Here is a 21,365-nt window from a genome sequence, read left to right as displayed (position 1 = left end):
CAGATCTGGCCCAAAAACCGGGTCTCTTCGGGCCGGATCTGACCCCGGGTTGGGTGGGTGCGCCTATACCTGTGGATAACTCCAGAAGGTATTCCTTTGGGGGTGCACACTTGGTGCCATGGTTACTGCCAGGCCACTTCCCGAGACTCTCGCAAAGCAGCCTTTTACGATCTATCAGGCACGCGACCTTGGCGTTACACAAAAGCGCTTGCGCGCCAAGGACCTGGTTGGTTCGGGCCGGCTGATTCGCGCCCATGCGGGGCGGGATCTTGACCTGGCCGAGCGGGCCCGTGTGCTCTGCGCGGCAACCCCGGATGCCTGGGTTTCCCACGAGACAGCGGCCATCCTATCGGGATTGGGACTTCCTCCCTGGCTGGGCATCGAGCCGCGGATCCACCTCAGTAAGCCGCACGGGTTGCCGCGTGTTCGGCGGTCCGGCATCATCGGTCACCGCGTGCATGTGATTCCTGGTGAAGTCGTGGAGGTGGACGGAATCAGGGTCAGTGGGCCTGCCAGGACATGGCTTGACCTGGCGCACCAGCTGCCCCTGAAATACCTCGTGGCCATGGGCGACCAGCTGATCCGGATTCCGCGGCCGGAGTTGGAGTCCCGCAGCGCGCCATTTGCCTACAAGGACGGGTTGCGCCTGCTGATCCGGCAACATCCCAACATGAAGGGGGTGGAGAAGGCGCGCCTGGCCATTGATGAGATGCGGGTGGGGTCTGATTCCTTTCCGGAGACGTTTCTTCGGCTGGCGTTGCTGGACGCGCACCTGCCCGAGCCGGAACTGCAGCTGCGCCTTGACCCCGATGATCCACGATCGCCGGCAGCCGACCTTGGGTACCGGAAGTACCGGATCGCTGTACAGTACGACGGCGAACATCACCGCTCACGGGAGCAGCAGTCACGCGATAACCGCCGCGATGAATTCTTCATCAACGCCGGCTGGTCCTATTTCAAACCGAACGCAGACGATCTCGCCGACCAATTTCAACAGCTCATCGCCAGGATCAAACGGGCACGCCGCTCTTCCCAAAACCGTTCCTCCTGAACAACACGGGGTCAGGTTTAGCCCAAAAACCAGGGTCTATTGGGCCAGGAGTGACCCCGCGTTGCTCTTAGAGGTGCTTACTTGATGTTCCGGTTGATGGCCTTCACGCCAACAGCGAGGCCGACGGCGGCTGTCACCGAGGCGGCGAGCAGGCCAAGGAGGGTGTCCGTCCCGAAGCTGCCGGCGAAGAGTTCCCGTTCAGCGTTGACCAGGTAGGTCAAGGGGTTGAAGAGGCTTGCGGTCTTCATCCAGGCCGGCCCGGCTTCGATGGGAAGCATGATGCCGGAGAGGATCATCAGCGGGAACAGCAGTGTCTGCTGCACACCCCAGAAGATCCACTCCTTGTTCTGCGACACGAGCGCCAGGGCGTAGGAGAGGGCGCCCAGTCCGATCCCGAAAATCCCCAGGATCACCAGGCCGATCAGCACGTGCAGGGGGTAGAAGACGAAACCGAACGGAATGCACACCAGCGCTATCAGCAGCCCCTGGACCACCAGCGGCGCCCACTCCTTCAGGGCCCGGCCGATCATCAGCGACGACCTGGACAGCGGCGTGGCCAGGATCCGCTCGTAGGAGCCTGTCATCAGTTCATACTGCAGGTTGGACCCGGTCATGGACGTGCCGAACAGGGCAATCATCACCACCACGCCGGGCAGGAACCACTGGAGCGTGGACTGGCCGCCGAATGCCGGCGCGCCCACGGCCGCTCCCAGCAGCGGACCGAACAGCCCCAGGAACACCAGCGGCTGGATCAGCGAGAAGATCAGCGAGAACGGGTCCCGCAGGGGCAGCAGCATCTCGCGCCAGAACACGTATTTGGTGTCGCGGAGGATCCGGCCGAGGCCGGGCTTCTCCCGGACCTCCGATGTGGCAAGCGAAGTCATCAGCGGTTCGCCCCTTCCCTCAGGTTGCGGCCGGTCAGTTCCAGGAACACGTCGTCCAGTGTGGGCGGTTTCAGCTCCAGGGACTGGGCGGGAGCGCCGGCGTCGTGCATTTCCTTCAGGAGCGCAGGTGCCAGACGGGCACCCTCCGGCAGTCGGAGCCGGAACGTCACCACGCCGTCGAGCCGGTTTTCCTGTACCTCGCCGCCCGCTGCAGCACGCCCCAGCAGCCCCCGCACGTCAGGCGCTGCGTCCGCGGCGACCTCCACCGCAAGCAGGTCACCTGCCAGGTTGGCCTTCAGCCGGGATGCGGTGTCGTCGGCGATGATCTGGCCGTGGTCTATGACGATCACCCGCTCTGACATCGAATCCGCCTCGTCCATGTAATGCGTGGTCAGGACGATGGTTGTGCCGTTCTCCTCGCGCATCCGCATGATGTGCTCCCACAGGTTGGCCCGGTTCTGCGGGTCCATGCCCGTGGACGGCTCGTCCAGGAACAGCAGCTGGGGGGAGTGCATCAGGCCCAGCGCCACGTCCATCCGGCGCCGCTGGCCGCCGGACAGTTTCACCACGGTGCGTTTTGCCAGGTCGGCGAGGTCAAGGGATTTCAACAGCTCCTGGGCGCGGGCCATGGCATCCGCGGAATTCATCCCGTAGAAGCGGCCCTGCATCACCAGCTCGTCAATGACGCGGAAGCTGTGCCCTCCGCCGTTGCCCTGGCCGATGTACCCGATCCGCGCGCGCACTCCCGCCGGGTCTGCGGTGACGTTTACGCCGGCGACGGTGGCCATGCCGGAGGTGGGCCGAAGCAGGGTGGTGAGCATCCGCAGCGTGGTGGACTTTCCCGCGCCGTTGGGACCCAGGAAGGCCACCAGTTCGCCCCGGGCAACATCGATATTGACGCCCTTGACGGCTTCTACTGTTTCCTTCTTCACCGTGAAGGTCTTGGTGAGCTTTTCCGTGTGGATCATGCTGACTCCAGAGGTGCGGGGCGGGGCTCCGGGACGGGCTCCTTGCGCCACGCTACTCCCGCAGGACGTGCCCGTCCACGCATTCCCGTCCAGGCAGGACGTTCTGCCGGGCCTTAGTGCCGGCGGTGGTCCTGGATGGTCATCCGCGGGCCGAAGGCGGGTTTGCGGAAGCCGGTGCTCTGGATCATCCGGACCACGCGCTGCCGCTGCCCCGTCCACGGTTCCAGCAGCCGGAGCATGCCGGCGTCGTCAGTCCTGCGCCCGGTCAAAGCCGCCCCCACATAAGCGGCCAGATGGTAGTCACCCACGGATATGGAGTCCGGGCAGCCGTGCGTCCGCTGCACCACTTCCGCGGCGGTCCAGATGCCGATGCCGGGGATGGTCTGCATCTTCGCCGAGGCCTCATGGGCCGGCAAGACTGCCAGGCGTTCAAGCGCGACGGCGGAACGCAGCGCGCGCATGACCGTTGCCGAGCGCTGGGGTCCTACACCTGCCTTGTGCCATTCCCAGCTGGGGATCTGCAGCCACTGCGCGGCGGTGGGTGCGACCACCAGGCCGGCAGGGGTGGAGGCGCCGGCCCCCGGAGCCGGTGTGCCGTACCGGTGCACCAGGTACCGGTAGGCCCGCCTCGCCTCGATCACCGTCACCTTCTGCTCGAGAATGATGGGCACCAGCTGGTCCACCATGCGGCCACTCGCGGGAAGGCGCAGGGCCAGGCTCCGGCGCCGTGCTTCCCGGACCATGAGAGGGAGGGTGGCGTGGAAGGCGGGCTCGTCAAAGGCGCGCCAGTCATCGTCAGCCCCCAGGAGCCGTGGGACTGCCTCCACTGCGGCGGCAGCACCCGGACCCCACGCCTGGACGTCCACGAAAGGTTCAGCCACTGCACTGGGGCCGTCGCCACCGCCCGCCGGGCTGAGCCGCAGCGTGGCCGGACCGTCCGGCGTTGTATACGCATTCCAGATGACATCGCCCTGGATACTGAACGACGGATCGCTGGTGCCGCGCAGGAGTGGTCCGAGGGTCCGGCCCAGGCTGAAGGGGCCACCCGGATACCAGCGCAGGGAGACGTCGGCGGCAGCGGCCAGCCGGGGAGGTGCCTCTGCGATGGTCATGCCTCCATCGTCCCACGCGGGGCCGACAACGCTGCCGGACGTGCTTCGGCAACCGGCAAAAACACCCTTATCCAACGCTCCATCCGGGACTAGACTCCACCGTGTGGCGCGGAATCGCTGCGCCTTTCCTACAAGCCGGCAGGTGAGCGCATTGGGTGCAGTGGTACATTTCGAAATCCCCGCGGACGATCAGGAGCGGGCCAGGAAGTTCTACCAGGAGGCCCTCGGCTGGCGGATCGATCCCGTCCCCGGCATGGACTACAACATGGTGGTCACTACTCCGATGGACGAGTCCACCGGGCAGCCCACGGAAGCAGGCGCCATCAACGGAGGCCTGATGGCCCGGGAACCGGACCTCAAGAACCCGGTCATCACCATTGACGTGCCGGACATCAACGCCACCCTGCAAACCATTGAATCGATGGGCGGAGCCGTGGTGAAACCCAGGGAAACCATTCCCGGGATGGGCTCCTTCGCGTACTTCAAGGACACCGAGGGCAACGTGATGGGCCTGTGGGAAAACCTTCCGCCGGAGGAGGCAGGGCAGGCGGGGCAGGCCACCGGGCAGTAAGCGGTAGCTTTGTACCTATGAAGTACGCCCAGTCCATCCTGGACCTCATCGGCAATACCCCGCTCATCAAACTCAACCACGTGACCGACGGCGTCAAGGCCACCGTCCTGGTCAAGCTGGAGTACCTGAACCCGGGCGGTTCCATCAAGGACCGCATTGCGGCGCAGATGATTGAGGATGCCGAACGGGAGGGCAGGCTGCAGCCCGGCGGCACCATCGTGGAACCCACCTCGGGCAACACCGGAGTGGGCCTGGCGCTCGTGGCCCAGCAGAAGGGCTACAAGTGCGTGTTCGTGGTCCCGGACAAGGTGGGCGAGGACAAGCGCGCCGTACTCCAGGCCTACGGCGCCGAAGTCGTGGTCACGCCCACCGCGGTGCCACCAGACAGCCCGCAAAGCTACTACGGCGTTTCGGACCGGCTGGTCCGCGAGACCCCCGGCGCCTACAAGCCGGACCAGTTCTCCAACCCTGCCGCCCCGGCCAGCCACTACCGCACCACGGGTCCGGAGATCTGGCGCGACACCGACGGCAAAGTCACCCACTGCGTGATCGGCGCCGGCACCGGCGGGACCATCACCGGCACCGGCCGCTACCTCAAGGAGGTCTCCGCTGACAGGCCGGAGTCCGACGGCGGCCTGGTCCGGATCATCGGCGCCGACCCCGAAGGATCGGTCTACTCCGGCGGCACCGGGCGCCCGTACTTCGTCGAAGGCGTGGGTGAGGACATGTGGCCCGCGAACTACGACAAGTCCGTCCCGGACCAGGTGATCGCCGTCAGCGACGCCGACTCCTTCGCCATGACCCGCCGCCTCGCCCGTGAAGAGGGATTACTGGTGGGCGGCTCCTCCGGCATGGCCGTGGTGGCCGCGCTGCAGGCGGCACGGGACCTGCCGGAGAGCGCCGTCGTCGTCGTTATCCTGCCGGACTCCGGCCGCGGCTACCTGGCCAAAATCTTCAACGACCAGTGGATGCGCTCCTACGGCTTCCTCTCCGGCGGTGAAGAGACGTCCGTGGGTGAGGTCATCAAGTCCAAGAACGGCGAACTGCCGGACCTGGTGCACATCCACCCGAACGAGTCCGTCCGCGATGTCATCAACATCATGAACGAGTTCGGCGTCAGCCACATCCCTGTCCTGTCGCAGGAACCGCCGGTGGTCATGGGCGAGGTCCTGGGCGCGGTGGACGAACGCACCCTGACCGCCAAGCTTTTCCGCGGCGAGGCCAAGCTGACGGACAAGATCTCCGAACACATGGGGCCCAAACTGCCGGTGATCGGATCGCTCGAAACCATCTCCGCGGCCAGGGAGCTCCTCTCGGATGTGGACACCGTCATGGTCACGTTCGTGGGCGCGCCGGTGGGCATCCTCACCAGGCACGACCTGCTGGCCTACCTCAGCAACTGAACCTGCTTCCCTGAACTGCTCACCCGATAAGGAGCATCATGTCCGCCTCTGAAAACCAAGGTTTCAACACCCGCGCCGTGCACGCCGGCCAGGCATTCGAACCCCGCACCGGGGCTGTGGTTCCGCCGCTGCACTTCAGTACCACCTATGCGCAGGACGGCATCGGCGGGCTCCGCGACGGCTATGAGTACGGCCGCGGCGGCAACCCCACCCGGGACGCGCTGCAGGAACAGCTGGCCGCCCTGGAGCTGGGCACCCACGCCTACAGCTTCAGCTCGGGGCTCGCGGCGGAGGATGCGCTGATCCGGGCGCTGACCCGGCCCGGTGACCACATCGTGCTGGGCAACGACGCCTACGGCGGAACCTACCGGCTCATCAGCCGGGTCCTCGGCGACTGGGGGATCGGCAACACTCCCGTGGACATGGCCAACCTGGATACTGTCCGGCAGGCCGTCGCCGCCAACAAGACCCGCTTCGTATGGGTGGAAACCCCGTCCAACCCGCTCATGAAGATCACCGACATCGCAGCGCTCGCGGACATAGCGCACGACGCCGGGGCCCTCCTGGTGGTCGACAACACCTTCGCGTCCCCCTACCTGCAGACACCGCTCGCCCTGGGTGCCGACGTTGTGGTCCACTCCACCACCAAATACATCGGCGGGCACTCCGACGTGGTGGGCGGCGCCGTGGTGGTCAAGGACGCCGAATTGGCCGAGAAGATCGGCTTCGTCCAGTTCGCGGTGGGCGCGGTGTCCGGCCCCATGGACGCCTTCTTGACCACCCGCGGCCTGAAGACCCTGGGTGTACGGATGGACCGCCACAGCCTTAACGGCCAGGCCGTTGCCGAATGGCTGCTGGAACGCCCGGAAGTGGAGGCAGTCCTGTACCCCGGGCTGCCCAGCCACCCGGGCCACGAGCTGGCCAAGCGGCAGATGCGGAGCTTCGGCGGCATGGTCTCCGTGCAGTTCAAGGGCGGCGAGGCGGCGGCCCGGAAGGTGGCCGAGTCCACGTCCGTGTTCGTCCTGGCGGAGTCCCTGGGAGGCATCGAGTCGCTCATGAACTACCCGTCCGAAATGACCCACGCCTCGGTCAAGGGCACCGAGCTGGCCGTTCCCGTCAACCTGCTTCGCCTGTCCTGCGGCATCGAGGACGTGGAGGACCTGATCGCGGACCTGGAGCAGGCCTTCACCTCCATCCCGTAAGTGGTGATTCCTCGCCCCGCGAGATTGCACTTCACGGCAATGTTTCCGGCAGAGATTGCCGCGAAGTGCCATTTCGGCGAGTGCCTGGCTTTCTTCAAAGAAGTCAGCTAAGGTGCCCGTATGGCACTTCGATCTGACTGGTCCCGGCGCACCTGCAGCATGGCCCGGGGCCTGGACATCCTGGGCGACCCGTGGACCATCCTGGTCCTCCGCGAAGTCTTCTTTGGCAACGGGCGCTTTGACGCCATCAAGGCCCGCCTGGAAGTTGCGGACTCGGTGCTCACCAAACGCCTGGCCGGCCTGGTGGAGTCCGGGCTCCTGGAGAAGAAGGCGTACGACGACGGCGGCCGCACCCGCCAGGAGTACATCCTCACCCCCATGGGCGAGGATGCCCTGCCGGTCCTGAATGCCGTGACCATCTGGGCGGAAAAGCATCTTCCGGCCCCCTCGGACAAGGCCCATATGTACGTGATCCATTCGGGCTGCGGGAAACGGACCAGCTCCGCGGACACCTGCACCGGGTGCGGCGAGCGGCTCACCGCCGCAAACACCAGCTGGCACAGCCAGTCCAGGTCGGAGCAGCCCGTCCCGCTCTCGACCGCCGGGGTCCGGAAGGAAGCTGCAGCATGAGCACCCTTCCCGATGAGGCAGCTGTGCCGGACGAAACAAGCGTTCGCCCAAACCAGCGGCGCCGGCTGCACCCGGCCTGGATTGTGGCGGGCGTGGCGTTCCTCGCCCTGGTGGGAGCCGCCGGTTTCCGCGCCGCGCCCGGCGTCCTGATGGTCCCGCTGCAGCAGGAGTTCGGCTGGTCCACCACGGTGCTGTCTGCGGCGGTCAGCATCAACCTGGTCCTCTTCGGCCTCACGGCTCCCTTTGCCGCTGCCCTGATGGAACGCTTCGGCATCCGGAAGGTCACGGCCACGGCGCTGGTGCTGATCGGGGCCGGCAGTGCCCTGACCGTGCTGGTCAACCAGTCCTGGCAGATCCTCCTCACCTGGGGGCTGCTGATCGGGCTGGGAACCGGGTCCATGGCACTGGTCTTCGCCGCCACCATCGCCAACACCTGGTTCGTGAAGAGCCGGGGCCTGGTGATCGGCATCCTGACGGCCGGCAGCGCGGCAGGCCAGCTGGTCTTCCTGCCATTCATCGCCATGCTCGCCCAGGATCCCGGCTGGCGGCAGGCCTCGCTGCTCATCGCCGCAGGCGCCCTGGCAGTAGTCCCGCTGGTGCTGAAGTTCCTCAAGAACTCCCCGGCCGACGTCGGCGTCCTGCCCTACGGAGCGGAACCAGCTGTCACGGCGGCGGCCACTGAAGCCACCGCCGGAGACGCAGCCCCGCGCGGCAATGCGGCGATGCGCGCGCTGCAGGTACTCCGGCGGGCCAGCCGGGTCCGGACCTTCTGGGCGCTGGTGGCGGGCTTCGCGATCTGCGGGGCAACCACCAACGGGCTGATCGGCACCCACTTCATCCCGTCCGCCCATGACCACGGCATGCCTGAAACCACCGCCGCTGGCCTGCTCGCCGTCGTCGGGATCTTTGACATCGTGGGGACCATCGCGTCCGGCTGGCTGACCGACCGCTTCAACCCACGCATCCTGCTTGCCGTCTATTACCAGTTCCGGGGCATCGGCCTGCTGGTGCTGCCGCTGCTGCTGAGCGCCGAAGTGCAGCCCAGCATGATTGTGTTTGTGGTGATCTACGGCCTGGACTGGGTTGCCACCGTCCCGCCGACGGCCGCCATCTGCCGGGAAACCTTCGGAGCGGACGGCAGCGTGGTCTTCGGCTGGGTCTTCGCAGCACACCAGCTCGGAGCGGCCGCGGCCGCCCTGGGCGCCGGGTTCATCCGGGACGCGACGGGCCAGTACACGTACGCGTGGTTCGGTGCGGCGGCCATGTGCACCATCGCGGCGGTCATCAGCGCCACCATCCGCCGGCATTCCGCCCCGCGGGAAGAGCCGGTCCCGGTGCCCTAGGCGAATGGCCTATTACGCTGGTGCCATGGAAACCCCTTCGCAAGGCGCTGTGCGCAACACTGCCCTGATCACGGGTGCCGGACGGCTGGCGGGCATCGGCGCCGGCATTGCCCGCCAGCTCGCGGCCGACGGCTGGGACCTGGTCCTGTCCTACTGGCAGGAGTACGACGAGCGGATGCCGTGGGGGAGTGAACCCGAGGATGTCATCCGGCTGACCGCCGAGCTCGAAGCCATCGGCGCCCGGGTCCACGTCCTGTCCGCCGACCTGCAGGACCCCGGGGTCCCGGACCGGCTGGTAGCGGAGGCCGTTTCGCTTGCGGGACCGCTGCAGGGGATGGTGCTCAGCCACGCGGAGTCCGTGGACTCAGGAATCCTGGACACCAGCCTGGAATCCTTCGAGCGGCATTTCGCCGTGAACACCCGGGCCAGCTGGCAGCTGATTGCCGCGTTCGCGCGGCAGGCAACGGACGACGGCGGCGCAATCGTTGCGCTGACCAGTGACCACACAGCGTTCAACCTTCCCTACGGCGCGTCAAAGGGCGCGCTGGACAGGATCGTGATCGCGGCGGCCCGCGAACTGGGTCCGCAGGGAATTTCCGCCAACGTCCTCAACCCGGGTCCGGTGGACACGGGCTGGATGACGGACGACATCCGGCAGGCCGTCGTCGAACGCCAGCCCACCGGCCGGCTGGGCACTCCCGCAGACGTTGCCGGCACTGCAGCCTTCCTGCTCTCGCCGGCTGGCCGCTGGGTGTCCGGCCAGCTGATCAAGTCCGACGGCGGCTTCTCGGCCTAGGTGCCCGTCCCACCTTCCACGGTTCCCGCCCAACTAGGTAGCGCTATCTGTCGTTTTGACCACTCAAAACGACAGATGGCGCTACTTACTTGGGGTGGGTCAGCGGAAGGCGCCGATGCCGGTGATGTGCTGGCCGAGAATCAGGGTGTGGACTTCGTCGGTACCCTCATAGGTTCGCACCGACTCCAGGTTGGAGGCGTGCCTCAGCGGCGGGTAGTCCAGTGTGATGCCGTTGCCGCCGAGGATGGAGCGGGCTTCGCGGGCGATGGCCAACGCCTCCCGGACGTTGTTCAGCTTCCCCAGCGAGATCTGCTCGGGCCTCAGCGTTCCCGCGTCCTTGAGCCGTCCGAGGTGCAGTGCCAGCAGCGTGCCCTTCTGGATCTCCACCAGCATGTTGACCAGCTTCTCCTGGGTCAGCTGATATCCGGCCAGCGGCTTGCCGAACTGCAGCCGCTCCTGCGAGTACGCCAGTGCCGCCTGGTAGGAATCCCGCGCAGCCCCCATCGCGCCCCAGGCGATGCCGTACCGTGCCTCGTTCAGGCAGGTGAGCGGAGCGCGCAGGCCACGGGCGGCCGGCAGCAGGGCCTCGGGTCCCAGCCTGACGCCGTCGAACACCACATCGCATTGGATGGAGGCCCGCATGGACAATTTCTGCGTGATGGGAGTGGCCGTCACGCCCGGGGTACCGGCGGGGACCAGGAACCCGCGGACGCCGTCGTCGGTCCTGGCCCACACCACCATGACGCCCGCCACTGACGCCAGCCCGATCCATCGCTTGGCGCCGTCCAGCACCCAGCCTGCCTGGTCTCCGTCGCCGTCCCGGCGGGCGACGGTGGTCATGGAGGACGGGTCGGAACCGGCCGTCGGTTCGGTCAGGGCGAAACATCCGATGACTTCGCCGGCCGCCATCCGGGGCAGCCATTCCTGTTTCTGCTCCTCGGAACCCCACTTGTGGATGGCAGTCATGGCCAGGGAACCCTGAACCGAAACGAACGTGCGGATCCCGGAATCGCCCGCCTCCAGTTCCATCGCGGCCAGGCCGTATTCGACGGCGGACCTCCCGGGGCACCCATAGCCCTGCAGGTGCATCCCCAGGACGCCCAGCCGGCCAAGTTCAGGGGCAAGCTCCAGCGGGAACACAGCGGCGTCGTACCAGGCGGCGATTCCGGGCCGGATCCGCTGGTCGGTGAACTCGCGGATCTTCTGGCGCACTGCCAGTTCTTCCGGGGTCAGGAGTCCGTCGAGGTCCAGGACATCGGACGGGTCGGGGCTGGCTGACAGGTCGGCTGCGTCCGTCATCAGGGGCCTATGCCGTGGTCGCGGCGGAGGCCACTGCTGTGGGCTTGCCCGTGAAGTAGCCGCGGGTGGAGGGCAGGAACCGGCAGACGACGGCCAGCACCACACCCAGCGCCAGCAACACCACGCCGCTGATGAACGCCCCGCCGACACCGAAGATCTCGGTATCGCCGTAGGCCGGGTCCCACATCTGCACGGCCGAGACAAAGAACGCGCCTGTCAGGAGCAGCGCGCCAACCAGCGGCAGGATCCCGCGGAACCAGAGGTTACGGGCCGACTCGCGCAGGGTGCCCCGGAAGTACCAGAAGCAGGCGAAACCGGTGAGGGCGTAGTAGAAGGCGATGAAGAGGCTGATGGAGCTGATGGAATCCGAGAGCAGGTTTTCGCTGATGAAGCTCATGGCCACGTAGTAGGCGATGGCTGCCGCGCCCATCACCTGCGTGGAAAAGCCGGGAGTCTGGTTCCGTGGATGGACCCTGCCGAACCTGGCAGGCAGGGCACCATGGACGCCCATCGACAGCGTTCCGCGGGCGGTGGGCAGGATGGTGGTCTGCGTGGAGGACAGCACCGATGCCAGGACAGCGACGACGATCAGCCAGCCCCACGGGCCGAGCACGACGTCCTTCATGGCCACGAACACATCGTCCTGGTTGGCCTCGTTGCCCAGGCCGATGCCTTCGCTGCCCACGGTGGCGTACATCATCACCAGCAGGGCCACGGAGACGTAGATGGCTACCAGGACAAAGGCCGAGATGACGGCACCGCGGCCCGGTGTGACGGACGGGTTCTCCGTTTCCTCGTTCACGGCCAGGCAGGTATCCCAGCCCCAGTAGATGAACAGTGCCAGGAGCGCCCCATGCACCACCGCCCCGGGATCCGCGAAGGCACCGGCCGGGTTGAACCATTCAAGGTCGAACGCCTGCCCCTCCGGCGCCCCGCCGACGATCCGGACCACAATGGCCAGCGCGAAAATTCCCAGGGCGATGTACTGCACGTAGGTTAGTACCCGCTGGACGTGCTCGCCCAGCCTGATGCCGCGGTAGTTGACCAGGGTCATCACGGCGATGAACAGCACGCCGGTGGCGGTGACCAGGATCTTGTTTTCCGCCAGCGCCCCGTCGCCCACCAGAAGCCAGAGGTACTGGCCGGCCACCTGCGCGAGGTTGGCCAGGACCACGATGCCGGCGAGCGCCACACCCCAGCCGCCCAGCCAGCCGGCCCAGGGCCCGAAGGCGCGGCGGGACCAGGTGAAGGTGGTGCCGCAGTCCGGGATGGCGCTGTTCAGCTCGCGGAAGGCGTAGGCGATGAACAGGACAGGGATGAACCCGATGAGCAGGATCAGCGGAGTGTAGTTCCCGTTTACCGCCACGATGAGGCCCAGCGTAGCGGCAAGCGAGTACACCGGCGCCGTGGAGGCCAGGCCCAGCATGACGGAGTCACCAAGGTCCAGGATTCCGGCGCGCAGTCCCTTGGCGGGGACCAGGGTGCCGGGCGCTCCGCCCTGGCCGCCCGCCGTCGTGGTGTCTGTGCTCATAGTTGGATACCTGCTTTGCTGGAGGAGGCCGCAGCCGAAAGGGGTGCCGGCGCGTCGATGGTGTTGGGCACGAAGCGGCAGAAGTAGTCGGTGACGGGGCCGTCGGATTCGCGGATGCCGCAGCCTACGGATTCGCCGTCCACCACCCACAGGCCCAGGACGGGATGGTTGCCGTCAAAGTCCGGCAACGGGTGGTACTGCTGGTAGCACCAGCCCTCGCGGCCGTACCCGCCCGGCTGTTCCAGGCTGATGCCTTCGGCATGGATCTTGATGTTGTCGCCTTCACGGCCGTGCAGCGGCTTGGCCACCCATTCCTTCAGCGGCCCCGGCTCGTTAAGGTAGGCGGGCAGCAGGTTGGGGTGCTCCGGGTACAGGTGCCAGAGGGCGGCCAGGAGGGCCTTGTTGGAGAGCAGCATCTTCCAGGCAGGCTCCACCCAGCGGGGGTTGTGCGCGCGTTCCAGCAGCCGGTGCCCGAACGGCTCCTTCATCATCAGCTCCCACGGGTACAGCTTGAAGATGGTGCTGATCATGAAGTTATCCAGGTCCACGAAGCGGTTGAGGTTGGGGTCCCAGCCGATATCGGACATGTTGATCCCGATGGTGGTCCATCCGGCTTGGCTGGCGACATCCCGCATGTAGGCGGCGGTCATCCAGTCTTCACCGGATTCCTCCACCTCCGAGTGCGCCACGTGGAGGGTGCTCATGCCGGTGCGGTACTGGAACTTCTTCCACTGCCGGATCAGGGCTTCATGGATGCCATTCCACTGGTCCTTCTCCGGGAAGACGTCCTGCAGCCAGAACCACTGCGCCACTGCGGCCTCGATCAGGCCGGTGGGGGTGTCGGCGTTGTATTCGAGCATCTTCGCCGGGCCGCCCTGCCCGTCGTAGATGAAGTCGAACCGGCCATAGACGTCCACGTCGCCGGCCTGCAGGGATTCAGCGGCCAGCTCCAATGCCTGCGGACCGATGCCGATGGTGCCCATGGCTCCGGTGGCAAGGAATTTTGCCGCCTCGATGCACATCCGGTGCATCTCTTCGGCTGTCTCCTCGAGGGTTTCCACCTCGTCCAGGGTGAACTCGTAGTAGGCGGATTCGTTCCAGTATTCGATCTTCCGTCCGTCATCCATGGTGGTTGTGGAGAAAACCAGGCCCTGCTCTTCGATCTTCTGCTTCCAGCCCGGCCGGGGTTCAGAGGGCAACCGCTTCACGCTCAGCCCCCCGAGACTTTGCCGCCGCCGCCACCGCTGGTTCCGCTTTTGGCGCTGGTGCCGAAGCCGCCCCTGCTGACGGTGCCGCCCTGGGTGGTGTAGCCCGTTGAGGCTTTCGCGCCGCTGGGCACGGTCCGGGTGTAGTTGGGAGCCGTGGACCGGTTCTGTCCCACTGCCGGAACGTAGGCGCCACGGGAGAAGAAGTACCAGGCGTAGATGCCGCCGGCCCTCCCTGCAGAACTGTCGCAGCTGGCATCCTCGACGCGCTCGCCGGTTTCATCGTTGAAGCACACCTGCGCGTACTCGGGTTCGTCCTGGTTGCTGGCAACCACTGCGGTGATGGTGCCGGCCAGCAGGGCGGTCACGCCAAGGCCAACGACGACGGTGCGCCGCTGGGATCGCTTCTTCCGGGCCGCCGCCTCGTTGAGCTGCTTCTCCCGGTCCCGGGCAAACGGGTCCACCGGGGTGACGGGTTCGTTGAGCAGTTCCGGGCGGAGTTCCGGTTTGGGTACCTGCCATGGGGGAGGCTTGGGGCTGCTGCCCCCGCCGGCGCCCTGGGCGCTGCCCGGCTCGCGCTCCGGATCCTTCGGATCCCCGGTGTTCGGGTCCACGGTGTCCCCCTCTGTTGTCCACGGAAATTGGGCACAGCGCTGCACCCCCACTGCAAATCTTCAATTCAGCGTAGTCCTTGCCGGCCGGGGCTGCGAGCGGGAACCAGGGGAGCGCTGCCCATCCGGTCCGGCACGGGTCCGGGACCCTACACTGGAGCCATGGAAACCGCGTCCGTGCTTGCCGTCTGCCGTGTCCACCAACTCCTGCCCGACGCCTCGAACGTGGGCGTGACGGCGATTGACAAGCGACCCGTCGAAGGGCCAATCAAGGTGCACCGGCTGGGCCTGCAGGGAGACATCCAGGCAACCCGGGTCCACCACGGCGGCCCGGACCAGGCCATCTACGCCTATTCCCAGGCCGACGCCGACTATTGGGCCGCCGAGCTCCAGCGTGACGTGCCGCCGGGCACCTTCGGCGAGAACCTCCGGGTAACAGGCATCGACGCCACTTCCGCCGTGATCGGAGAGCGCTGGAAGATCGGGCTCGACGTCGAACTGGAAGTCACGTCCCCCCGCACCCCCTGTGCCACCTTCCAACGGCGGCTGGGGGAGCGCGGATTCGTCAAGCGCTTCACCGATGAGGGCAGGGTGGGCGCCTACCTCCGGGTAATCCGCACCGGAACCATCCAGGCCGGCGACCATATCCACCGGACCTTCGTTCCCCGGCACGGCGTCACGATTGGCCGGTGGTTCAGCGAGCCGGACGTGGAGGCCATGGAAGCGCTCAAGGATGCGGACGCCGACGGCGAGATCCGCCTACAGCAGCCGGAATTCACCAAGAAGTTCGAGGCGCTCCAGCGGCAGCTCCGCGGCTAGCGGGGGAAAGTACGACGGCGGAGGCGCGCCATGTGCGCAAGCTCACCGCCGCCGTCGCCCGCATGATTTCCGGTCCGCACCTTCCGTACCGTACACTTGAAACATCCCCCACTCCGGAAATCCCTTATTCCTGCCCAATTTTTGAGGCAGGACTGGCAAGTGTTGGGGCCCGCACAAGCGATGCGGGCATTTTCATAGGGAGAGCCGGCTAAAGAAAACGCTGTACAGACTGCTGGGATAGCAGCCAAGAGATGCAGCGCGAAGTCCTGCCACGGGATTGCGAAAGCGCCGGACTTCTGTGACCGGCCGGTCAATGTTTGCCCGGCATCCACGGCACACGTACTGCGGCTCCGCTCACCTCGGGTAGTGCCGCCTGGCCCCCTATGGATGAGGAATATTTCCCTATGCCCGAAAATCAGAACGACTCCGTCGACACCCCCAACACCGTGAACGACGCCCCCACCGCGGCTGTCGAATTCACCGAGGCCGTTGCCCCGGCAGCAGAGCCCGCTGAAGAAGCCGCCGCCCCGGCAGCAGCACCCGCCGCAGAGGCGTCCGCTCCCGCCGCCAAGGTCGAGGAAGACGACGAAGAAGGCATCAAGTTCGCCGACCTCGGCATCGACGGCCGCGTCCTGGCCGCCCTGCAGGACGTCGGCTACGAAAAGCCGTCCCCCATCCAGGCAGCAACCATCCCGCTGCTGCTTGAAGGCCGCGACGTTGTGGGCCTCGCCCAGACCGGCACCGGTAAGACTGCAGCATTCGCAGTACCGGCACTGTCCCGCCTGGCAGAGCTCCACGACCTCAACGGCCCGTCCCGCAAGACGCAGGCCCTGGTGCTCGCTCCTACCCGTGAGCTCGCGCTCCAGGTTGCCGAGGCCTTCACTTCCTACGCCAAGCACATCGACGACTTCACCGTCCTTCCCGTCTACGGCGGCTCCGCCTACGGCCCCCAGCTCGCAGGCCTGCGCCGCGGCGCCCAGGTGGTTGTGGGTACCCCCGGCCGCGTGATCGACCACATCGCCAAGGGTTCCCTTGACCTGTCCGAGCTCCAGTACCTGGTGCTGGACGAGGCCGACGAAATGCTCCGCATGGGCTTCGCGGACGATGTTGAGCAGATCTTCCAGCAGACGCCCGAGGACCGCCAGGTTGCGCTGTTCTCTGCCACCATGCCGAGCCAGATCCGCCGCATGTCCAAGCAGTACCTGAACAACCCGGCCGAGATCTCCGTGAAGTCGAAGACCACCACCGGCGCCAACACCCGCCAGCGGTACCTGCAGGTCATGGGCCCGCACAAGCTCGACGCCATGACCCGCATCCTCGAGGTTGAAGAGTTCGACGGCGTTATTGCCTTCGTGCGGACCAAGATGGCCACCGAGGACCTCGCCGACAAGCTGAAGTCCCGCGGTTTCCAGGCGGCCGCCATCAACGGTGACATCCCGCAGCAGCAGCGTGAACGCACTGTGGACGCGCTGAAGGAAGGCCGCATCGACATCCTCGTGGCCACCGACGTCGCAGCCCGTGGCCTTGACGTGGAGCGCATCAGCCACGTCATCAACTACGACATCCCGCATGACACCGAGTCCTACGTGCACCGCATCGGCCGTACCGGCCGTGCAGGCCGTTCGGGTGACGCGATCCTCTTCATGACGCCGCGCGAGAAGTACCTGCTGCGTTCCATCGAGAAGGCCACGCGCCAGCCGGTGGAGCAGATGCACCTGCCCACGGCGGAGACCGTGAACACGCTGCGCCTGGGCAAGTTCGCCGAGCGCATCACGGAGACCCTGGCCTCCGAGGACGTGGCTCCGTTCCGCGACCTCATCGCGTCCTACGAGGAAGAGCACAACGTTCCGGCCTCGGAGATCGCTGCCGCGCTTGCCGTGATGGCCCAGGGCGGACAGCCGCTGCTGGTCAAGGAGCTCCCCGCAGCTCCCGAGTTCCAGAAGCGCGAGCGTTCCAAGGACGGCTTCGGCTCCCGCGGCCCCACCCGTGCGCTCACCGAGGGCAACGCCACCTACCGGATCGCCGTGGGACGCCGCCAGCGCGTCATGCCCGGTTCCATCGTGGGCGCCATCGCCAACGAGGGCGGCATCTCCTCGGCGCAGATCGGCGGCATCGACATCCGCTCGGACCACTCCCTGGTGGAGCTGCCCGCGGACCTGAGCCCCGAGCAGCTGCGTGCCCTGTCCCGCACCCGGATCGGCGGCGAGCTGATCCACCTCGAGCTGGACAACGGCCGCAAGCCCTCGGGCGAACGCGGCGCTTACCAGGGCAACCGCGGCGGCGACCGTGGCGGTGACCGCGGCGGCAACTTCAAGGGCAGCGGCGGGTTCAAGAAGGAGTTCCGCAAGAACGACGGCGAGCGCACCTCCGCGGACCGCGGCGGCCGCTCCTACAGCGAACGTTCCGAGCGCTCCTTCGGCGACCGTGGCCAGTCCAGCGACTCCCGCTTCGGCGGCCACGGCGACGGCTCCCGCAAGCCCCGCGGCAACGAGGGCGGACACCGCGACTTCAACCGCAAGGGCAAGTGGTAACCGTCAGCTAGTCTGACATCCCCGATGGGCCGGCTTTCGAGCCGGCCCATCGGCATTTAACGCACGACTCGGGTGGCCCCCGGCGTCGTCCGGTCCTTGCCTTTCCCGCAGCGGGTGACGTCGCCGGCTGGCCAGGACAACGCGGGGTCAGTCGTGGCCCGTTCCGCGGCCTGGAATTGGGCCGGAAGTGACCCCGCGTTGTTGCCGTGCGCGGACAAAAAGTTTTCGGTGTGGGACTCGCCACACTTCACGCATCTGGCGGGTCTGCGCGCGGCCCTTGGCGCCTGGGCGGTGCCGGCTGGTGGCCCGGGAATCCCTGTAATGGCGCGGAAAAGCGACCCCATGAAGGGTAGAAGTGCAACTCTTGCGCCGCCTCCCGGCCGCCCGCGGAGCCGATTTGTTGGTGGGAAAATCTTCCGGTAGAGTATTTACTCGTTGCCCCCCTAGCTCAGTGGTAGAGCGCGTTCTTGGTAAGAACGAGGTCACCGGATCGATTCCGGTGGGGGGCTCTGAATGAGGGCCTGTGTCAAGGCGGTTTTGACCGGCTTGGCGCAGGTTTTTCTCATTCGTGGCGGTGTAGCTCAGTTGGTTAGAGCGCACGACTCATAATCGTGAGGTCGGGAGATCGAGCCTCCCCACCGCTACAGGACAAGCCCCCGGAATCTGCAAGGTTCCGGGGGTTTTCCTGTTTAACTCCCTCATAGGGTGCCCCCGGTGCAGGTCCTGGGGCCGGCATGTCGCCGATTGGCTTCCTGCCCGGCGGCCAAGGTAACGTTTAGGTCACCGGCTGGCGCACACGCCTCCCAAAGAGCGTCGTTGATGCTTGCGTGTGGTAAGCCCCCAGGTGGCAGCGCCCTTGCGTTCCGCAGCCGCACCCAACTCCGGGCAGGATCCCCCTGGGACTGCCCGTTCCGCACTCCCATGAAGAGGCTTTGTTTTCCATGCGCAGAAACAATCTGCTGGCCGTCGGCATGCTCTCGGTCCTGCTCGCCACGTCGGCGTGCAGCGGCGTAAGCAGCGACGCAAACTCATCCGCACAGTCCTCGGCGAACGCCGGTATTGAAGCCAGCTCCAGCACCGTCCACGACAAGTCGTCCGCAGAGGTGGGGGCCTCCCAGCGCGCTGCCGCCGAAAAGGCCGCTGCTGCCAAGAAGGCCGAGGAAGCTGCCGCAGCCGAGAAGGCCCAGGCAGCAGCCGAAGCTGAGAAGGCCGCCAAAGCCGCGGCCGAAAAAGCAGAGGCCGAGAAGGCCCAGGCGGCTGCAGCGGCAACCGCCCAGAAGGCAGCTGAAAAGCTGCAGGCCGTGCGCCCGGTGCCCTCGGCTGTCCCGGCACCGGCAGCCCCTGCCGCGGCCCCCGCGCCTGTCCTGCCGGCGTCGTCCTCCGAACGGATCGTCACCACCGCCTACACCACGGCGTACACCTGGTACGACAACACCCCGGCAGGCTCGTCCGCCATCAGCCACCCGGTACTGCACAAGACCGCCGGGGGCACCGGCACCTACGAAGACCCCATCACCATTGCCGTGGGCCACTCGCTCGCTACCGGCGAGGACGTCCTCGACTTCCCGGCCGGCACGCGGATCTACCTTCCGGACGTCCGCCGCTACTTCATCGTCGAAGACACCTGCGGTGACGGCAACGATCCCCAGGGCGGCCCGTGCCACCAGGGCGTCAACGTCCATGGCACCAACTCCACCATCTGGATCGACATGTGGATCGGCGGCCAGAGCATGAGCGCCGACGGCGCCAACGCCTGCGCCAGCAAGGTGACCAACGTCAACACCGCCGTCTTCAACCCGGCCAGCAACTACGTTGTGGCACCGGGGGCAGGAGTCATCCACGACGGCAAGTGCGATGCCGGCTACGGCAACACGCTCGTACAGCAGTAACCAAACGGACATGGCCACCAGCGTCAACTGGTGGCCCTGCGGGGGCCGGCGATATTCGCCGGCCCCCGCTTTTTCGTTGCGTGACAAGTTCCCCGTTTCGCCGTAGCTTTGCGGCATCAGACATTGGGGGACCGCCGCATGGACGTTCTTGACGAAATCATGGCTCCGTTCCAGTGGCTTGTGTCCGTCATTATGGTCGGAATCCACGACGGGCTGAGCGCTGCCGGCATGCCGGCAGCCAGCGGCTGGACCTGGACGCTGTCCATCATCGGGCTGGTGCTGCTGATCCGCGCGGCGCTGATTCCCGTGTTCCTGAAGCAGCTCGATGCCCAGCGCCGGATGCGGCTCCTGCAGCCGGACCTGAAGAAGCTCCAGGAAAAATACCAGGGCAAAACGGACCCGCTGTCCCGCCAGGCAATGGCGCAGGAGCAGATGGCGCTGTACCGGGAGCACGGGACCAACCCGTTTTCGGCCTGCCTTCCCGTGCTGGTCCAGGTCCCGTTCTTCCTGGGACTGTTCCAGGTCCTCTCCGGCATCAGTACACGGGCGCGGCAGGGGGAGGGGATCGGGGCGATGAGCGCCGGCCACGTGGTGCAGTTTGACCAATCCAGCATCTTCGGGGCGTCCCTGACCGCGTCGGTGCTTCATGGCGGTGCCGGTGACCCGGCCGCCGTTGCGCTGCTGACCGTCCTGATGATCCTGGTGATGGTCGCTGCGCAGTTTTTGACGCAACGAAGGATCATGGCCCGGACGGCGGTCCCGGGGGCTCCTGAAAGCCCCCTTGTGAAGCAGCAAAAGATGCTGCTTTACGCGCTGCCCGTCGTCTTCGCTGTGGGCGGCGTCCTGTTTCCCATCGGTGTCCTGGTCTACTGGACGGTCACCAATCTCTGGACCATGGTGCAGCAGTTCCTCGTCAGTGACCGGCAGGCGGGGCAGAATGGGGCGCATGGCTGAGCTCATCTACACCGGCATCGCCTCCCTGGACGGCTACGTCGCAGACAGCAGCGGCAACTTCGACTGGAGCGCCCCGGATGAGGAAGTGCACGCCTTCGTCAACGATCTGGAACGCGAGATCACCACGTACCTGCTGGGGCGGCGCATGTACGAGGTCATGGCCGTCTGGGAAACCCTTGGCGGCAGCGACGATCCGCCCGTGATCCAGGACTACGCCCGCATCTGGCGCCACGCGGACAAGATTATCTACTCGGAAACTTTGGACGCGCCGCCGGCTCCGAGGACGCGGGTCGAGCGCTCCTTCGATGCCGGTGCCGTCCGGAACCTGAAGGAGAAGACGGAAGGCAGCATCGGCATCGGCGGGTCCACCCTGGCCGCCGCCGCGCTCCGGGCCGGGCTGGTGGATGAGTGCCGGATCTTCCTCAACCCGGTATCGGTGGGCGGGGGCCTGCGGTTCCTGCCCGACGGCCTGAACCTCCGGCTGGAACTCATGGATGAGCGCACGTTCCGGAACGGCGTGGTCTACCTGCGCTACCGCTGCCTGGCTTGAGGGGCAGAATGGGTCC

19 protein-coding genes and 2 tRNA genes are annotated in these 21,365 nt (G+C 66.5%); 14 read left to right on the top strand and 7 right to left on the bottom strand.

Annotated features, from left to right (window positions below):
* Positions 1–208: 208 nt before the first annotated feature.
* Complete coding sequence (locus tag DXK94_RS13185; RefSeq protein WP_309544324.1) at positions 209–1,051, top strand: hypothetical protein; 843 nt, start codon at positions 209–211, stop codon at positions 1,049–1,051.
* A 77-nt stretch (positions 1,052–1,128) separates the two neighbouring features.
* Here DXK94_RS13185 and DXK94_RS13180 read toward each other — a convergent pair whose 3' ends face one another.
* The 3 genes from DXK94_RS13180 to DXK94_RS13170 all read right to left on the bottom strand — a co-directional run bounded on the left by DXK94_RS13180 (position 1,129) and on the right by DXK94_RS13170 (position 4,015).
* Entirely contained in the window at positions 1,129–1,935 is an 807-nt protein-coding gene (locus DXK94_RS13180; protein ID WP_115525272.1) for an ABC transporter permease, read from the bottom strand.
* Positions 1,935–2,903 (bottom strand): ATP-binding cassette domain-containing protein, encoded by a 969-nt coding sequence (locus DXK94_RS13175; RefSeq protein ID WP_115525271.1) that lies wholly within the window; start codon positions 2,901–2,903, stop codon positions 1,935–1,937. The genes DXK94_RS13180 and DXK94_RS13175 overlap by 1 nt, the downstream gene beginning before the upstream one ends.
* A gap of 113 nt (positions 2,904–3,016) precedes the next feature.
* On the bottom strand, positions 3,017–4,015 hold the full coding sequence (locus DXK94_RS13170) for a DNA-3-methyladenine glycosylase (RefSeq protein ID WP_115525270.1): 999 nt from the start codon (positions 4,013–4,015) through the stop codon (positions 3,017–3,019).
* A gap of 151 nt (positions 4,016–4,166) precedes the next feature.
* On the opposite strand from DXK94_RS13170, the gene DXK94_RS13165 reads away from it, so the two are divergent.
* The 6 genes from DXK94_RS13165 (at position 4,167) to DXK94_RS13140 (ending at position 9,960) form a co-directional block, all read left to right on the top strand.
* On the top strand, positions 4,167–4,586 hold the full coding sequence (locus DXK94_RS13165; RefSeq protein WP_181884825.1) for a VOC family protein: 420 nt from the start codon (positions 4,167–4,169) through the stop codon (positions 4,584–4,586).
* 17 nt (positions 4,587–4,603) lie between these two features.
* Positions 4,604–5,989 (top strand): cystathionine beta-synthase, encoded by a 1,386-nt coding sequence (locus DXK94_RS13160; protein WP_079596577.1) that lies wholly within the window; start codon positions 4,604–4,606, stop codon positions 5,987–5,989.
* Positions 5,990–6,027: 38 nt separating this feature from the next.
* Positions 6,028–7,191, top strand: coding sequence for a cystathionine gamma-synthase (locus DXK94_RS13155; protein WP_115525268.1), 1,164 nt, complete (start codon positions 6,028–6,030; stop codon positions 7,189–7,191).
* Positions 7,192–7,311: 120 nt separating this feature from the next.
* The gene (locus DXK94_RS13150) at positions 7,312–7,821 is read left to right on the top strand and encodes a helix-turn-helix domain-containing protein (RefSeq protein WP_115525267.1); all 510 of its coding nucleotides are present in this window, start codon (positions 7,312–7,314) and stop codon (positions 7,819–7,821) included.
* Positions 7,818–9,164, top strand: coding sequence for an MFS transporter (locus DXK94_RS13145; protein WP_115525266.1), 1,347 nt, complete (start codon positions 7,818–7,820; stop codon positions 9,162–9,164). The genes DXK94_RS13150 and DXK94_RS13145 overlap by 4 nt, the downstream gene beginning before the upstream one ends.
* 25 nt (positions 9,165–9,189) lie before the next feature.
* A complete protein-coding gene (locus DXK94_RS13140) occupies positions 9,190–9,960 on the top strand; it encodes an SDR family oxidoreductase (protein ID WP_115525306.1) in 771 nt (256 codons plus the stop codon).
* Between the two features lie 99 nt (positions 9,961–10,059).
* On the opposite strand, the gene DXK94_RS13135 is transcribed toward DXK94_RS13140, so the two are convergent.
* The 4 genes from DXK94_RS13135 to DXK94_RS13120 are packed head-to-tail and all read right to left on the bottom strand — an operon-like array spanning position 10,060 to position 14,609.
* Positions 10,060–11,259, bottom strand: a complete 1,200-nt coding sequence (locus DXK94_RS13135) for an acyl-CoA dehydrogenase family protein (RefSeq protein WP_115525265.1) — start codon at positions 11,257–11,259, stop codon at positions 10,060–10,062.
* 7 nt (positions 11,260–11,266) lie between these two features.
* Positions 11,267–12,790, bottom strand: coding sequence for an APC family permease (locus DXK94_RS13130; protein ID WP_115525264.1), 1,524 nt, complete (start codon positions 12,788–12,790; stop codon positions 11,267–11,269).
* Positions 12,787–13,998: a glutathionylspermidine synthase family protein gene (locus tag DXK94_RS13125; protein ID WP_115525263.1), complete on the bottom strand. Its 1,212-nt coding sequence runs from the start codon at positions 13,996–13,998 to the stop codon at positions 12,787–12,789. The genes DXK94_RS13130 and DXK94_RS13125 overlap by 4 nt, the downstream gene beginning before the upstream one ends.
* 2 nt (positions 13,999–14,000) lie before the next feature.
* Complete coding sequence (locus tag DXK94_RS13120; protein WP_079596584.1) at positions 14,001–14,609, bottom strand: Tat pathway signal protein; 609 nt, start codon at positions 14,607–14,609, stop codon at positions 14,001–14,003.
* Between the two features lie 159 nt (positions 14,610–14,768).
* Here DXK94_RS13120 and DXK94_RS13115 point away from each other — a divergent pair, with 159 nt between their 5' ends.
* From DXK94_RS13115 to DXK94_RS13085, 7 genes are all read left to right on the top strand, one after another.
* Positions 14,769–15,425, top strand: coding sequence for an MOSC domain-containing protein (locus tag DXK94_RS13115; RefSeq protein WP_115525262.1), 657 nt, complete (start codon positions 14,769–14,771; stop codon positions 15,423–15,425).
* A gap of 404 nt (positions 15,426–15,829) precedes the next feature.
* A complete protein-coding gene (locus tag DXK94_RS13110) occupies positions 15,830–17,956 on the top strand; it encodes a DEAD/DEAH box helicase (RefSeq protein ID WP_115525261.1) in 2,127 nt (708 codons plus the stop codon).
* A gap of 437 nt (positions 17,957–18,393) precedes the next feature.
* Positions 18,394–18,465, top strand: a tRNA-Thr gene (locus DXK94_RS13105).
* 61 nt (positions 18,466–18,526) lie between these two features.
* Positions 18,527–18,600: transfer RNA gene (locus DXK94_RS13100), tRNA-Met, on the top strand.
* A 297-nt stretch (positions 18,601–18,897) separates the two neighbouring features.
* The gene (locus DXK94_RS13095) at positions 18,898–19,845 is read left to right on the top strand and encodes a hypothetical protein (protein ID WP_147294376.1); all 948 of its coding nucleotides are present in this window, start codon (positions 18,898–18,900) and stop codon (positions 19,843–19,845) included.
* A 138-nt stretch (positions 19,846–19,983) separates the two neighbouring features.
* The gene (gene yidC, locus DXK94_RS13090) at positions 19,984–20,799 is read left to right on the top strand and encodes a membrane protein insertase YidC (RefSeq protein WP_079596615.1); all 816 of its coding nucleotides are present in this window, start codon (positions 19,984–19,986) and stop codon (positions 20,797–20,799) included.
* Positions 20,792–21,349, top strand: coding sequence for a dihydrofolate reductase family protein (locus tag DXK94_RS13085; RefSeq protein ID WP_079596616.1), 558 nt, complete (start codon positions 20,792–20,794; stop codon positions 21,347–21,349). Before yidC ends, DXK94_RS13085 begins: the two co-directional genes overlap by 8 nt.
* Positions 21,350–21,365 lie beyond the last annotated feature (16 nt).

It is taken from the genome of Arthrobacter sp. RT-1 (genome assembly GCF_003367205.1).
GTDB lineage: Bacteria > Actinomycetota > Actinomycetes > Actinomycetales > Micrococcaceae > Arthrobacter.
The sequence above is the reverse complement of the archived record's forward strand: the minus strand, read 5'-3'. Positions and strand labels throughout refer to the sequence as shown.